Origin of the sequence: Halorubrum sp. AS12 (assembly GCF_051122765.1) — an archaeon.
GTDB classification, from domain to species: domain Archaea; phylum Halobacteriota; class Halobacteria; order Halobacteriales; family Haloferacaceae; genus Halorubrum; species Halorubrum trapanicum.
The window spans coordinates 1,982,303-1,996,702 of the sequence record NZ_CP185385.1; the positions used below are offsets into that span (position 1 = coordinate 1,982,303).

Annotated in this window: 16 protein-coding genes; 7 read left to right on the plus strand and 9 right to left on the minus strand. The window is 68.5% G+C overall.

Features of this window, described 5'->3' with window-relative positions; all coding sequences use genetic code 11:
* Window positions 1-129: 129 nt before the first annotated feature.
* Complete coding sequence (locus ACODNG_RS09870) at window positions 130-810, plus strand: hypothetical protein (RefSeq protein WP_434521175.1); 681 nt, start codon at window positions 130-132, stop codon at window positions 808-810.
* Between the two features lie 51 nt (window positions 811-861).
* Here ACODNG_RS09870 and ACODNG_RS09875 read toward each other — a convergent pair whose 3' ends face one another.
* The 4 genes from ACODNG_RS09875 to ACODNG_RS09890 form a co-directional block, all read right to left on the minus strand.
* On the minus strand, window positions 862-2,007 hold the full coding sequence (locus ACODNG_RS09875; RefSeq protein ID WP_434521176.1) for an ABC transporter ATP-binding protein: 1,146 nt from the start codon (window positions 2,005-2,007) through the stop codon (window positions 862-864).
* Between the two features lie 111 nt (window positions 2,008-2,118).
* Window positions 2,119-3,054: a carbohydrate ABC transporter permease gene (locus tag ACODNG_RS09880; RefSeq protein WP_209545346.1), complete on the minus strand. Its 936-nt coding sequence runs from the start codon at window positions 3,052-3,054 to the stop codon at window positions 2,119-2,121.
* Window positions 3,051-4,094, minus strand: a complete 1,044-nt coding sequence (locus ACODNG_RS09885; RefSeq protein WP_434521177.1) for a carbohydrate ABC transporter permease — start codon at window positions 4,092-4,094, stop codon at window positions 3,051-3,053. The genes ACODNG_RS09880 and ACODNG_RS09885 overlap by 4 nt, the downstream gene beginning before the upstream one ends.
* 10 nt (window positions 4,095-4,104) lie before the next feature.
* Window positions 4,105-5,262, minus strand: a complete 1,158-nt coding sequence (locus ACODNG_RS09890; protein ID WP_434523086.1) for an ABC transporter substrate-binding protein — start codon at window positions 5,260-5,262, stop codon at window positions 4,105-4,107.
* 443 nt (window positions 5,263-5,705) lie between these two features.
* On the opposite strand from ACODNG_RS09890, the gene ACODNG_RS09895 reads away from it, so the two are divergent.
* The 4 genes from ACODNG_RS09895 to ACODNG_RS09910 all read left to right on the plus strand — a co-directional run bounded on the left by ACODNG_RS09895 (window position 5,706) and on the right by ACODNG_RS09910 (window position 9,398).
* Window positions 5,706-6,755 (plus strand): AAA family ATPase, encoded by a 1,050-nt coding sequence (locus tag ACODNG_RS09895; RefSeq protein ID WP_434521178.1) that lies wholly within the window; start codon window positions 5,706-5,708, stop codon window positions 6,753-6,755.
* Window positions 6,752-7,393 carry a protein sorting system archaetidylserine decarboxylase gene (locus ACODNG_RS09900; RefSeq protein ID WP_434521179.1) on the plus strand — a complete coding sequence of 214 codons (642 nt, stop codon included), beginning with the start codon at window positions 6,752-6,754 and terminating at the stop codon, window positions 7,391-7,393. Before ACODNG_RS09895 ends, ACODNG_RS09900 begins: the two co-directional genes overlap by 4 nt.
* A 75-nt stretch (window positions 7,394-7,468) precedes the next feature.
* Complete coding sequence (locus tag ACODNG_RS09905) at window positions 7,469-8,119, plus strand: HVO_2922 family protein (RefSeq protein WP_434521180.1); 651 nt, start codon at window positions 7,469-7,471, stop codon at window positions 8,117-8,119.
* 88 nt (window positions 8,120-8,207) lie between these two features.
* Window positions 8,208-9,398 (plus strand): DNA primase, encoded by a 1,191-nt coding sequence (locus ACODNG_RS09910; protein ID WP_434521181.1) that lies wholly within the window; start codon window positions 8,208-8,210, stop codon window positions 9,396-9,398.
* 55 nt (window positions 9,399-9,453) lie between these two features.
* On the opposite strand, the gene ACODNG_RS09915 is transcribed toward ACODNG_RS09910, so the two are convergent.
* From ACODNG_RS09915 to ACODNG_RS09935, 5 genes are all read right to left on the minus strand, one after another.
* Window positions 9,454-9,669 (minus strand): DUF7472 family protein, encoded by a 216-nt coding sequence (locus tag ACODNG_RS09915; RefSeq protein WP_209545362.1) that lies wholly within the window; start codon window positions 9,667-9,669, stop codon window positions 9,454-9,456.
* A gap of 77 nt (window positions 9,670-9,746) precedes the next feature.
* Entirely contained in the window at window positions 9,747-9,938 is a 192-nt protein-coding gene (locus tag ACODNG_RS09920) for a hypothetical protein (protein ID WP_434521182.1), read from the minus strand.
* A gap of 128 nt (window positions 9,939-10,066) precedes the next feature.
* Complete coding sequence (rpl12p, locus tag ACODNG_RS09925) at window positions 10,067-10,414, minus strand: 50S ribosomal protein P1 (protein ID WP_434521183.1); 348 nt, start codon at window positions 10,412-10,414, stop codon at window positions 10,067-10,069.
* 16 nt (window positions 10,415-10,430) lie between these two features.
* Window positions 10,431-11,471, minus strand: a complete 1,041-nt coding sequence (locus ACODNG_RS09930; RefSeq protein WP_434521184.1) for a 50S ribosomal protein L10 — start codon at window positions 11,469-11,471, stop codon at window positions 10,431-10,433.
* Window positions 11,468-12,106 carry a 50S ribosomal protein L1 gene (locus ACODNG_RS09935; protein ID WP_209545370.1) on the minus strand — a complete coding sequence of 213 codons (639 nt, stop codon included), beginning with the start codon at window positions 12,104-12,106 and terminating at the stop codon, window positions 11,468-11,470. Before ACODNG_RS09935 ends, ACODNG_RS09930 begins: the two co-directional genes overlap by 4 nt.
* A gap of 293 nt (window positions 12,107-12,399) precedes the next feature.
* Here ACODNG_RS09935 and ACODNG_RS09940 point away from each other — a divergent pair, with 293 nt between their 5' ends.
* On the plus strand, window positions 12,400-13,944 hold the full coding sequence (locus tag ACODNG_RS09940; RefSeq protein WP_434521185.1) for an acyl-CoA carboxylase subunit beta: 1,545 nt from the start codon (window positions 12,400-12,402) through the stop codon (window positions 13,942-13,944).
* A complete protein-coding gene (locus ACODNG_RS09945) occupies window positions 13,944-14,267 on the plus strand; it encodes a hypothetical protein (RefSeq protein WP_434521186.1) in 324 nt (107 codons plus the stop codon). The genes ACODNG_RS09940 and ACODNG_RS09945 overlap by 1 nt, the downstream gene beginning before the upstream one ends.
* The last annotated feature ends 133 nt before the right edge of the window (window positions 14,268-14,400 follow it).

A 14,400-nucleotide genomic window follows, 5' to 3' on the forward strand; every position in this document is an offset into this window, starting at 1 on the left:
ATCGACGTTCCCCGCCGCGGGTGCGACCGACACCGTTTTGCGGACCGACTGCGACCCGGTCGAACGTGTTCGAACCGACCGACGGTTGGCCGACACGCGGCGCCGCAGCGCGGCCGAGAGGTGCGTGAGATGTTCCCCGAAGCCCTCCGCTACCCGGTCGCCGACCGAGCGCGGCTGGACGGCACCGCGAAGTGCCTCGCGGCGCTGCTCCTCGGCGGCGCGCTGCTCCGGATTGCGGCGAGCCTCTGGCCGGACTGGGCGCTGCTGGCGCCGCTGCTGCTGGCCGTCAGCCCGCTCGCCGCGTTCCTCGGTCTCGTCGGGGGCGTGCTCGCGGGCGACGGGTTCCCGTCGGTCGCGACGGGGACCACGGCGCGACTCGCCGGACGGCTCTTCGGCGTCGCCGCCGTCTATCTCACCCCTGCGGTCGTCACCGTCGTCGGCGTCGGCTACGTCGTCGCGACCGGAACGATCCCGAGCGCGCTGAGCGGCGTGGGACTCGCGACGCTCTCGACCGTCGCGCTCCTCGTCACGGTCGTCTGCGCGTACCTCTTCCCGTCGGCGGCGGCCGTGAGCGTTCGCGAGGGACTCCGCGCCGGCCTCCGACGGGACGCTCTCCGCGGGACCGCCTCCAGTTCGTACTTCCTCGCGTGGGTCGGCGCGACGGTCCTCGTGGTCGTCGCGTGGACTGCGCTCGCGACGACGGCCACGCGGAGCGTCGCCGCGCTCGTCGCGCTCGCGTGGAGCGCGTACGCCCACGTCGCCGCCGCGGCGCTGCTCACCGAGGGCGTCGGCCGGACCAAGTACTGGTGACCGGGACGAGCGAACCGTTCGCAAAAAAACCGCGTCGACGCGTGACGCCGGTCAGAGATCGATCTGCTCGGCCGCGTCCTCCATCGACCGGTTGTGGAGTGCCTCGCCCGTGGCGCGGTCGAAGAGGTGGACCGCGTCCTCCGGGATCCGCGCGGTCACCGTGTTCCCCTCACTGACGCGGTTGAACCCGTCTATCGTCGCGACGAGCGCGTCCGCGTGCTCGGGGTCGGCGTCGGGGTCGAAGTGGAGGTACACCGTGTTCTCGTCGCCCATCGGTTCGACGACGTCGACGGTGGTCTCGAACTCGTGGTCGCCCGCCTCGTCGACAAGCTCGACGGCCTCGGGGCGGATCCCCAAAACGAGGTCGGTCACGTCACCGATATCCGACCGGATGTCCTCGTCGATCGGGTACTCGAAGGGGTCGGCCACCAGCCGGTCGCCCTCCAGCGTCACGTCGAAGAAGTTCATCGACGGCTCGCCGAGGAAGCTCGCGACGAACTGGTTGGCCGGCTCGTGGTAACACTCCAGCGGCGTCGCGACCTGCTGGAGCTCGCCCGCGTCGAGGATGGCGATCCGGTCGCCCATCGTCATCGCCTCCGTCTGGTCGTGGGTGACGTACACCGTGGTCACGCCGAGGTTGTTCTGGAGCCGCTGAAGCTCGGTCCGCATCTCCGCGCGGAGCTTCGCGTCGAGGTTGCTGAGCGGCTCGTCCATCAGGAAGACCTCGGGATCGCGGACGATGGCGCGACCGAGCGCGACGCGCTGCTGCTGGCCGCCGGAGAGGTCGGTCGGCTTTCGGTCGAGCAGCTCCGAGATACCGAGCATCTCGCCCGTCTCGGACACCATCTGGTTGATCTCGTCGTCCGGGAGGTCGGTCGACTCCTCGAGACCGAACGACATGTTCTGCCGGACGCTCATGTGCGGGTAGAGCGCGTACGACTGGAACACCATCGCGATGTTCCGGTTCTGTGATTTCACGTCGTTGACGACGCGGTCGTCGATGCTGAGCGTGCCGGCGGTGATCGTCTCCAAGCCGGCGATCATCCGGAGCGTCGTGGACTTCCCGCAGCCGGACGGACCGACGACGACGAGGAACTCGCCGTCGTCGATCGACATCGAGACGTCGTCGACCGCGACGATCTCCTCGTCTCCGTCCTGGAACGTCTTCGTTATCGAGTCGAGTTCAAGCGTTGCCATATCTTTGAGTTGTGGTCGGTGTCGTGTAGTCGTTTTCGCGCCGCGCCGCGCCGCAGTCCGCACGCCCCCGTCTCGGGCGACGCCCGTCGCCGGACGAGTTCGGCGTGCGGGTCACGCCGCCACCCCCTCGGCGAACTCCTCGCCGAACAGGATGTACACCGCAAGCGTCGGCAGCGCCGCGAAGAACGCTCCAGCCATCCGGAGCGCGAAGTCCTGCCCCTCCAGCGAGGTCCCGAGACCCGCCAGGATCAACACGACGGGCGCCGCGGGGCTCGATTCCGTCGAGACGATCACCAGCGTGAAGAGGAGGTCGTTCCAGATCTGGGTGAACTGATAGATGAGGACGACCGCGAACATCGGTCCCGACAGCGGGAGGACGATCCGCCGGTACACCCGGCGGAGCGTCGCCCCGTCGAGGCGGGCCGACTCGATCATCTCCTCGCTCATCGTCTTGTAGTACGTCCGGAACAGGAGCGTACAGATCGGGATCCCGTAGGCGACGTGGGTGATCACCAGTTCGATGATGCCGGCGTAATCGTTCGGAATGCCGAGCGCCCAGACGAACGAGAGCGCCTCGCCGAGCTGGACCCACTGCGACCAGAACTGGGTCAGCGGGACCAGCACGGCCTGGTACGGGATGAATATCCCGGCGATGATCAACATCAGCACCACCGCCTTGTACGACTTCTTCCACGTCGGGATCGTCAGTCCGTACGCGGTGATGCTCCCGACGAACGCCGAGATAACCGTCGCGGGCACGGCGTACAGCAGGCTGTTCCCCATTCCGCGAAGCAGGGCGTCGATCGCCGACCCCCACTTCTCGAAGGTGAGTCCCGACGCTCCCGGTGGAGCGAACGGCGCCGTCTCGACGATCGCCGTGCCGGTCTTGAACGAGGTCACCAGCCCCGACTCGATGGGGACGAGGTAGAAGGCCGCCGCCAGCAGCAACACGATGTACAGCGCGGCGTCCTCGATCGTCACTCCCTCGAGATTCCAGCGGACATCTGTCGTCGCACCGCCGTCAGTTCGAAGTTCTCCGTCACTCATAGGTTGTCCCTCCGGTACTCGTACACGAGGTAGGGGCCGATGACGCCGAGCGCCATCGCGAACAGGACGATGGCGATCGCCGACCCGTACGCCCAGTTGAGGTTCGCGTACGCCTCACGCACCATCTTCGTCGCGAGGATGTCGGCGCCGTTCGGCGGCCGGTACCCCCCCGACAGCGAGTAGAGGAAGTCGAAGGCCTTCATGCCGAACACCATCAGCACCACGGCGGCGCTGATGGTCGCGCCCTTCAGCTGGGGAATGATCACGCGCCAGTACATCTTCAGGGTCGACGCACCGTCGACCTTGGCGGCCTCGTAGTGTTCGCTCGGAATGGCTCGAAGCCCGGCGAGGTACACGACCATCGCGTACCCCGAGAACTGCCACATCAACGCGAAGATGATCGCGTAGAGGACGATGTCCTGGTTGCCGAGCCAGCTCACCGGACCGAGTCCGACGGTGCCGATGACGCTGTTTGCGATCCCGTTGTTGTAGTTGTATATCCACAGCCAGAACTGCGCCGTCACCACGAACGAGAGGCTCATCGGCAGGAGGTAGATCGTCCGGAACGTGTTCTCGAATCGGATCCCCCTGTCTATCAGGATCGCCAACAGGAGACCGACCACGAGCGTCCCCGCAGTGAACGCGACGAGCAGAATGAGCGTGTTGATCGCGGCGTCGACGAACCCGGAGTCCGCGAGCGCCCGGGTGTACATCTCGAGGTCGAGGTCCGTGTAGTCCGGCGCGTTCTCGAAGCGCTGGTAGTCGGTCAGCGAGATCAGCAGGTTCCAGATGACCGCACCGTAGACGAACAGCCCCATCAGCAGGAACGGCGGCAGCCAGAAGACCGACGACTCGATGAAGTCGCTCCCGAAGTGCCGGTCCAGCGCCGCTTCGACACGAGTCCGGAAGTCCCGGTCTGGTTCGGGCGCGGACCCGGCGGCGCCGTCGTTCACGACGCCGCCGTCCGTGCGGACCGCATCCTCGTCGTCCCCCAAGGAGGGCCTGATCGTCCGGTACAGTCGACGGTAAAAATCGAGCATCTGGTCGTGCTCAGTTCGACACCGCGTCCAGGAAGCCGGTCGTCGCCGCGTCAACGTTGTACGGGCCGGTGAACTCCGAGGAGATGACGTCGTTGAGCGCCGTCATCGTCTCGGAGGGGACGCCGAGTCCGTGCTGGAGGTTCGGCGGTCGGTACTCTGCGTTCGCGAAGTCCTCGGCCGTCTCCTGGAGGTACGGACCGAACTCGTCCATGCTCACGTCGGTCCGGGTCGGGATCGAACCCTTGTACTGGTTGAACGCGATCTGGGCCTCCGGACTGCCGGCGAACGCCGCCCAGGTCTTCGAGGCCTCGGGCGTCGGGTTGTTCGCCGGGTAGATGAACGAGTCGAAGTGGAGCGTGTACATCCCCTCCGTGCCGGGGAACGTCTTGAAGCCCCAGTCGTCCTCGTAGTCGAAGTCCTCGGCGTTCCGGAACGCGCCCGCCGCCCAGTTACCCTGGTGGATGAAGGCGGCGTCGCCGTTGATGATGTTCTGGTTCGACTCGGTCAACGCGATCGAGGACGCGTCGTCGCTGATGTAGTTCTCCAGGATCTCTGCCGTCGTCTCGAACGCCGACCGGACGGCCTCCTCGTCGCCGTTGCCCTCGAGGAAGTCCATGTACGGCTGGTAGCCGCTCTCGCCGAGCAACACGGCGCCCCACAGCTGGGTAGTCGTCCAGGTGCCCGCCATCGCGTGGGTCATCGGGATCGCGTCGGTCTCGTTCGAGACCGTCTCCAACGCGTCGATGAGCGCCGAGGGGCTGTCGAGCGAGTCGATGTCGACCCCCGCGTCCTCGACGACGGAGACGTTGTAGAAGAGGCAGTTCAGCCGGTGCGACCCGAGCGGCACGGCGCGGTAGCTGCCGTCCTGCTGGTGGAGGTCCATTGCCTCCTCGACCATCACGTCCTCGAAGTCGTTCTCGTCCCAGACGTCGTCGACGCTGCCGAGGACGCCTTGGTAACGGAGCAGGTTCGGGCCGGGCCAGCCGGCGAACGCTCCCGGCGGGTCGTCGCTCTGGAGCCGGTTCGCGACCACGGCGTCGAGGTTCTGGTTACCGCCGCCCCCGATGGGGTTCATATCGAGACCGGTGTCGGGGTGCGCCTCGTTGAACGCCTCCTCGAGCGCCTCGGCCGCCGCGGCCCCGTCGCCGCCGGTCCACCCGTGAAGCACCTCGACCGGGTCACCGCTGCCGTCCCCGCCGTCGCCGCCGCCGGAACAGCCGGCGATCCCCACGGTTGCGAGGCTTCCCGCGCCAGCTACGTAGTGGCGACGGGTGAGTCTGTTCTCCGAATCTGCGTTGTTGTCACGTGACATGTACTCACTCGTTCGGATGGGCCATACTTAACGATTGATGTTCATTTACTCGATGTATTATTAAAAAACACAGACAGGTTCAAAGCGCCGAAAGGAGGCTATAAGTCCGCTTGCGGCGGTGAAATTGACTGTCGGACCGTCGTCGACACCCTAATTTTAAACGATTCGTATGGGGGCGATCGTAACGAATTGACGGCCGACTCCGGTTCGGGGCGCGCTCTCGGCGCTGCCGTCGAGAGTGCCCCGTCTCGGCGCGCCGACCGACCGATTCTTGACCGCGCGGCCCCCACTCGACGGTAATGCAGGGACCGCTGTGGATAGACACGCACGCGCCCGCCCTCGACGAGATCCGGCAGGACGAGGCTCGCGACCGCCTGCGCCGGGCCGTCGACGAGCCGATGAACCTCGTCGTTCAGGGACCGCCGGGGGTCGGGAAGACGGCGGCGGCGCGGGCGCTCGCCGACGCGTCGCACGCCGACCCGGACGCCGACCTCATCGAGATCAACGTGGCCGACTTCTTCGGCCGGACGAAAAAGGAGATCCGGACGGACCCGCGGTTCGAGGGGTTCCTCGAAGGGCGGAGCAGCATGGCGAAACGCGACATGATAAACCGCGTGCTGAAGGAGTCCGCGTCGTACGCGCCGATGTCCGGCGAGTACAAGACGGTCCTGTTGGACAACGCGGAGGCGATCCGCGAGGACTTCCAGCAGGCGCTGCGCCGCGTGATGGAGAAGCACCACCGGACCACCCAGTTCGTGATCGCCACCCGCCAGCCCTCGAAGCTCATCGCCCCGATCCGGTCGCGCTGCTTCCCGGTCCGCGTCCGGTCGCCGACGACCGACGAGACGATCGACGTCCTCGGGACGATCTGCGACCGGGAGGGAGTCGAGTACGACGGCGACGGACTGGAGTTCGTCGCCAGCGCGGCCGGCGGCGACCTCCGGGAGGCGATCCTCTCGGCGCAGGCGACCGCGGTCGAGGGCGACGAGATCTCCATGTCGACCGCCTACGAGACCCTGGGCGAGGTCGGCGACGACGACGCGCTCCGCGAGGCGCTCGCCGACGCCCGCGCCGGCGAGCTGAAGGACGCGCGCTCGACGCTCGACGACCTCCTCGACGAGGGGTACGACGGGCAGGAGCTGCTCCGCGAGACGCTCCGCGTCGCCCGCGCCGGCTCCGAGTACGGCGGCGACGACCTCGCCCGGCTCCACGCGCTCGCGGGCGAGGCCGACCTCGACATGTCCGACGGGCTGGACGACACGACCCACCTCGTCCACCTGCTCGCGGCGTGGGCCGCGGGGCGGACCGAGCTCTCGCCCGCGCTGCGGGACGCGGAGGTCGGTCCGTGACCCGAACGCCGCCGCTCGCCCGGTTCCTCCCGTTCCCGGTCGTCGACGCCGCGTGGGACTTGGCGCTCGTCCCAGCGCTCGCGGGCGCCGTCGCGCTGCCGTTCGTCCCGCCCGTCGGCGCCGCGCTCGTCGCGCTCGCGCTCGGGGTCCTCTGGTTTCACCGCGACCCCGAGCGCGACCAGCCGACGGGCGACGAGACGGTCGTCTCGCCGGCCGACGGCACCGTCTCCGTGGTGCGCGAGGAGGGCTCGCGGCTCCGCGTCGGCGTGTTCATGAACGTCACCGACGTCCACGTCAACCGCGCGCCGCTCGCCGGCGAGGTCCGCGAGGTCCGTCACCGCCCCGGCGCGAACCGCCCGGCGTTCGACAAGGAGTCGGACCGCAACGAGCAGGTCGCCGTCGACTTCGGGGAGTACGAACTGCTCGTCATCGCGGGCTGGTTCGCCCGCCGGATCCACCCGTCGGTCGAACCCGGCGACCGCGTCGAGCGCGGCGACCGCGTCGGCCACGTCTCGTTCGGCTCGCGCGCGGACGTGGTGTTGCCGGCGGACGTGACCCGCGAGGATCTGCTCGTCACCGAGGGCGACAGCGTCCGCGCGGGCGAGACGATCATCGCGGAGCGGCCGGGCGCGGCGTAGAATAACGTATCGCGCGCGAGCGACGCCCCGGTTCGGGCATACGCTTTTGTTTCGCGGCGGTGACGTTTCCCGTGTATGTCAGACGAGACCATCCACGAGTCGAGGCGGTCGCGGACGCGACAGGGGCTGGCCACGTACCTTCGGCGGATCGCTCGCGCGCTGGGACGGGGCGATCCGGTGCCGGTCGACGAGGCCGGATCGGTGACGGTCGACGCGGCCGCGACCGGCGACGTCGAGGTCGAACTCGAACGTCAGGAGGGAACGGTTCACTTCGAGGTCGAGATGGAGTGGCCCGACGAGGCGGCCGCCGTCGACGAGGACGCGGCCGCGAGCAAGGCGACGTTCGAGCTGTACGCCGACAGCGCCGACCAGTTCCGGTGGCGGCTCCGCCACGACAACGGCAACATCATCGCCGACGGCGGCGAGGGGTACGCGGACAAGCGCGACGCGAGGTCGGGGATCGAGAGCGTCCAGCGGAACGCGCCGGGCGCGCACGTCGTCGATGTCTCGCGCGACGAGGAGGCGCCGGACGAGGGCGGCAGCGACGCCACCTTCGAGCTGTTCCGCGACAACGCCGACGAGTACCGCTGGCGGCTCGTCCACGACAACGGCAACGTCATCGCCGACAGCGGACAGGGGTACGCCTCCAAACAGAAGGCGAAACAGGGGCTTCGAAGCGTCAAGTCGAACGCGCCCGGCGCGGTCGTCGACGAGACCGACGAGTAGCCGTCGGCAATCGGCTCCCCGCCCGTGCCGGCACGACCGACCGCGGACCGCACCGCTTATTCGCCGGCCCTCACTACCTCGGGCCGACATGGACGCGCTCGACGCCAAGTACCCGTTCTTCGCGAGCGCCCGCGAGGCGGTCGCGGAGGCCGCGGTGTCGCTGCCGGAGCTCGTCGCGGCCGACGCGCCGGCTGTCGAGCGCGCCCGCGAGCGCGTCGAGCGCGCCCTCCTCGAAGGGACGGTCGCCTCCGAGAGCGGCGCGTTTCCGGGCGAGTCGGCGTACGACACGCAGGCGGAGCTGCTCTCGTACCCCATCGCGCGGATCCTCGTCTCCCTGCTCGACTCCGACCCCGCCATCGAGAAGTACGCCGCCGCGGAGGCGGCGACCGCGATGGAGCGGATCCGCCGCGACCTCGACACCGACGACGAGCTGCGGTCGGTGTCGTCCGCGACGGTCGCACTCGACGACCTGCTCGCCGAGTTCGACCTCGCGGCCGCCGTGCGGCCCGACCCGAGCTCCCCGGCCGGCGTCGGCAGCGCGGGCGGCGGAGGTTCGGGAGCCGGCAGCGGCGCGGCGGCGGTCGGGAGCGGCGCCGGCCGCGACCCGGACCGCTACCGGATCGACGTCGGTCCGTACCTCCGGCTCACCTCGCCCGAGTGGGGCGACTCCTGGCGGCTCGTCAACCGTGCGCTCGCCGACGGGGCGGTGCGCGTCTCCCGCGACGAGCTGCTCGCGGCGCTGGAAGCGGCCGTCGAGGACCGCGTCGCCGATGGGCTGCCCTTCGAGCTGGCGGCCGACGAGGGGATCGCCGAGGCGCTGGAGTCGCGCGTCGCCGACCTCCGCCGGCTGCTCTCCGAGCGGACGTACGCGGAGCCGCCGGATGTCGTCGCGCCCGCGCTGTTCCCGCCGTGTATGACGAACCTGATCGAGAAGGCGGAGCGGGACGCCGCGCTCTCTTCGGCCGAGTCGTTCGCGCTGATGGCGTTCCTCGTCGGCATCGGGATGACGCCCGACGAGGTCGTCGCCTTCTGCGCGGACACGAGCCTCGACGCCGAGGGGATCCGCTACCAGACCGAGTACCTGACCGACGAGCGGGGGACCCAGTACCCGCCGCCGACCTGCGAGACGCTCGCGAACTACGGGATCTGTCACAACGAGGACGACCACATGCAGGTCGCGGCCGATCCCCTCTCGTACTACGAGAAACGGGTGGCGGCGACCGACGAGGTGACCGACTGGCGGGCCGGTCGCGAGACGGACGAAACGAGCGAGGCGTGAATCCGATACGTCGCCCGAGGAGGGCGGAGAAGGAGCGGACGACGGCCCGGCGTCCCTACGACTCGTCGCCCGTGCGCATCAGGTACGTTCCGACGCCGGCCATCAGCAGGACGAACCCGGCCAGAAGCGCGACGAGCGCGAGCGCTCCCGCCTCCGGGAGAGCGCTCGATCCGCCGAAGGTAACCCCGATACCGACCAGCCCGGCGATGAACACCGCGGCCGCCGCCAGCGAAACGGTGATCTGCCGACGGAGCTCCGCGTCGATTTCCATGGCTGCGGCTTCCCGTCGCCGCTAAAAAAGGACTTCGATGGGCGCTCCGCCGGGTGCGATCACTGCGCCGGGTGCGATCACTTCGCCAGGTGAGTGATGTCCCGCCGCAGGCTGTACCCGCGCGGCACGCCGACGATTTTGAGACAGTCGCCGCACAACACCCGCTCGTAGTCGCGGTTGGTCTCCTTTTCCAACAGGGAGACGTCCGCGAGCGGGAACACCGACTCGCACCGATCGCACTCCGCCTTGTCGCCGTCGACGATCTTCATCGCCTCTCCGTTTCCGAGATCCGTATATAAACTCGCGGACGGCGTTATCACTCCGGATAGCGGGTCCGATAAAAATTGGGTGGTCGGGAGTCGATCGAGGCGGTCGGCGGGTCGACGGTTCTCCGGCGTTAGCCGAAGAGCTCGCCGAGACCCTCGCCGCCGTCGCCGTCTTCCTCGTCGTCGTCGTCGGCCGCTTCCTCGGCGGCGTCGGCCTCGTCGGCCTCGTCGTCGTCGTCAGCCTCGTCGGCGGACGCGTCGGCGTCGGCGGAGCCGCCCGAAGCGGCACCGGCGGCGGGGGCCGCGGCGGCCGTCTCGATGGCGTCCTCGATGTCGACGTCCTCCAGCGCGGCGACGAGCGCCTTGACGCGGGACTCCTCGACGTCGACGCCGGCGGCTTCGAGCACGCCGGTGACGTTGTCTTCGTTGATCTCTTCGCCAGTCTCGTTCAGGATGAGCGCAGCGTAAACGTATTCCATTTGTGTGTACCTCGTGTTATCCGAACATCGCGCCGAGTCCGTCGCCGCCGTCGCCGCCGTCGTCGTCGGCGTCGTCGTCGGTCTCCTCGGCGTCTTCCGTCTCTTCGTCCGCCTGTTCCTCCTCCTCGTCGGCGTCGTCGTCGGCCGGCTCCGTCGCCGGCGCGGTCTCGACGCCCTGGAGCTCCTCGGGGAGCGCCTCCTCGTCGTCGATCTGCGTCGCGAGCGCGCGCAGCTGGGCGTCGGCCTTCCCGATCAGGTCGGGCACGACGTCCGGGCTCTCGATCTCCGCGAACAGGCCGACGGACTTCGCCTCGCCGGACGCCTTCGCGAGAAGGGTGCCGGCGGTGGCGGCCGTCGGGTACGCGGCGTTGACCGAGAGGTTGCGCGCGGCGGCCGCGGCGGACTCGATGTCCGCGCGGTACTCGTCGACGTCGAGTTCGAGCTCGTCCGGCTCGAACAGCACGCCCTCGGAGTAGACGGCGCGTAGGTCGAGACCGACCTCCTTCGGCTCGATGCCGAGCTCGACGAGGACGTTCGCGAGGTCGTCGTCGACGACCTCGCCCTCCTCCAGCACGGTCGAGTCCTCGGTCACCTTGATCGAGCCGTCCTGGATGCGGGCGGCCGCGCCCACGGTCTGGAGCTCGCCGACGAACGGTCCCGGGTCGACGCCGGTGTCGCCCTCGGGGATCACGATGTCGTTGGGGGCCACCTCGCCCGCGTTGATCGGGGCGGGGGTCTTCGAGGCTTCGAGCTGCTTGAAGAGACCGAACGGGTTGTCGTTGGTGCCGACGAGCGCCACCTGGCCGCTGACGTACTCCGTCAGCGCCTCGACCCCGTCGTCGACCTCTTCGAGCGCTCGGTTCGTGAGCGTGTTGCGGCTCATGCGGACGGCCGCCGAGCCGTGAAGCTCCCGGCGCATGGCCTGGAGCTGCCGGCTCGGAATGCCGGCCACGCCGACGATCCCGACGGACGCGTACGAGTCGATGAACTCGACGAGTTCGCCGACCTCCTCGCGTTTCCACTCGGGGATCGTCTCGGTCTTGCGGACCGAGCTCATACGGGCACCTCCTTCGCGGGACCCATCGTGGTCTTCACGTAGATCCCGTCGATGTTGAGCGGTCCCTTCTCGAGGTCTGCTTCGAGTCGCCGGATGATGACATCGATGTTGTCCGAGATCGCGTCGGCGCCCATGTCCTCGGCGCCGACGCGGGTGTGGAACGTGCGCCGGTCGCGCGACCGGAGCTGCACCGTGTTCTTCATCCGGTTGACTGTGTCGACGACGTCGTCGTCCGGCTGCAGTGGGGTAGGCATCTTCCCGCGCGGACCGAGGACGGTACCGAGGTACCGACCGATGTCCTGCATCAGGCTGGCTTCCGCGACGAAGAAGTCGGTATCGTCGGCCAGATCCTTTGCGCGGTCGTCGTCGTCTCCGAGGTCTTCGAGGTCGTCGCTGTCGAGCACTTCGTCAGCGACCTCCTCTGCGCGGACGGCGGTTTCGCCCTCCGCGAAGACGACGATCTGTGTCTCCTGCCCCGTTCCAGCCGGCAGCACGACGGACTCGTCGATACGGTTCGACGGATCGTTGAGGTCGAGGTCTCGCAGGTTGATCGCGATGTCCACGGTCTCGCGGAAGTTCCGCTCGGGCGCATCGTCGAGTGCGAGGGTTACGGCCTCTTGTATTGTGTCTGCCATTTTCACCTCCGTAGTACGCAGGTCGCTCCTACGGGTCAGTGAAACAGGCGAAGCCTGTCTCAACGGAGAGTGGTTCATCGGAGGGTTAAAAGCGTCGAACCGCTTCTCCCCGTGCGAACCCGCGACAGGGCCGTTCCGCGGCGGTCGCGCGGTCGATCCCGGTGCCCTCGTTCGCCGCCGCCGCCGCGACGCGGATTCGACGAGCGTCGAACGGCGAAACGTCGGATAGGGGAACCCTTTTGACGGCGCTCGCCGACCCATGAGGTAATGACGCAGGGTGGTCCGCCGTGACGATGGACGACCGTATCGAGGACCTCCGGGAGCGCCGCGAGCGGGCGGCGAAGGGCGGGGGCGAAGACCGGATCCAGTCCCAACACGACAAAGGGAAGATGACCGCCCGCGAGCGGATCGACTACTTCCTCGACGACGGCACCTTCCACGAGTTCGACCGGTTCCGAACCCACCGCAACCACACGTTCGGGATGGAGGAAAAGCAGATCCCGGGCGACGGCGTGGTAACCGGCTACGGCGAGGTGAACGGACGGAAGACGTTCGTGTTCGCGCACGACTTCACCGTCTTCGGCGGGTCGCTCGGCGAGGTGTTCGCCGAGAAGGTGTGTAAGGTGATGGACAAGGCGATGGACGTGGGCGCGCCCGTCGTCGGCCTGAACGACTCCGCGGGCGCCCGCATTCAGGAGGGGGTCGCCTCCCTCGGCGGCTTCGCGGAGATATTCCGGCGCAACACGGAGGCCTCGGGCGTGATCCCGCAGATATCGGCGATCATGGGACCGTGCGCGGGCGGCGCGGTGTACTCGCCCGCCATCACGGACTTCACGTTCATGGTGAAAGACACCTCCCACATGTTCATCACCGGGCCGGACGTCATCGAGACGGTCACCGGCGAGGAGGTGAGCTTCGAGGAGCTGGGCGGCGCGGTCACCCACTCGTCGACCTCCGGCGTCGCGCACTTCGCCGAGGAGAGCGAGGAGGAGGCGCTCGATAACATCGCCCGCCTGCTGTCGTACCTCCCCGCGAACAACGTGGAGGACCCGCCGCGCGTCGAGCCGTGGGACGACCCCGAGCGCGCGGACGACGAGCTCGCGGAAATCGTCCCCGACGCGCCCCGGAAGCCGTACGACATGAAAGACGTGATCGGCAGCGTCACCGACGAGGGCTCCTTTTTCGAGGTTCACGAGAACTTCGCGAAGAACGTCGTCGTCGGCTTCGCCCGCCTTGACGGCCACTCCGTCGGCGTCGTCGCGAACAATCCCCGCGTGAACGCCGGCACCCTCGACATCGAGGCGAGCCAGAAGGGCGCGCGGTTCGTCCGGTTCTGTGACGCCTTTAACATCCCCATCGTCACCTTCGAGGACGTGCCCGGGTTCATGCCCGGCACCGACCAGGAGCACAACGGGATCATCCGTCACGGCGCGAAGCTGCTGTACGCCTTCTCGGAGGCGACCGTCCCGCTGCTCACCGTCATCACCCGGAAGGCGTACGGCGGCGCCTACTGCGTGATGTCGTCGAAACACATCGGCGGCGACGTCAACTACGCGTGGCCCACCGCGGAGATCGCGGTGATGGGACCGAAGGGAGCCGTCAACGTGCTCTACCGCGAGGAGCTGGCCGAGGCGGACGACCCCGACGCGCGCAGACAGGAGCTCATCGACGAGTACCGCGAGGAGTTCGCGAACCCCTACACCGCCGCCGACCGCGGCTTCGTCGACGACGTGATCGAGCCGACCGAGACGCGCGCGCGCCTCATCCAGGACCTGAAGATGCTGAAGGGGAAAAGCTCGGATCAGCCCGCGAAGAAACACGGCAACATCCCGATCTGATGGCGGTCGACGAGGAGGCGGCCGACGGCGAGGCGGCCGTCGGCGAACGGACGGCTCCGGAAACGGCCGCGCTCGCCGGCCTGTCGATCCCCGACGACGCCGGCGACGACGAGGCGGCCGCCATCGCCGCCGCGGTCGCGGCGCACCTCAGAGACGGCGAACTCGCCGCCGCGGCCGCCGCGAGCGACGCGGACGACGGCCGCGACGAGGACCGGTGGGGACTCGCCGCGCGGATCGATCGGCTTCACCGGCGCCGGGTGCGCGTTCCCGCGGACGCGCCGACGGACCCGTGGACGGCGGCCGGCCGGAGCGACCGGTTCTGAGCGGTCGGTCACGCTACTCCTGCGGACCCGATCGAGAGGACCAAAACTACTTGGGTTTCTTATACATCGAACGAAACCGCCGGAGGCAGAGATGTCCGGACGCGCGCATTCCCCCGACAGCGCGGCGTCAGAC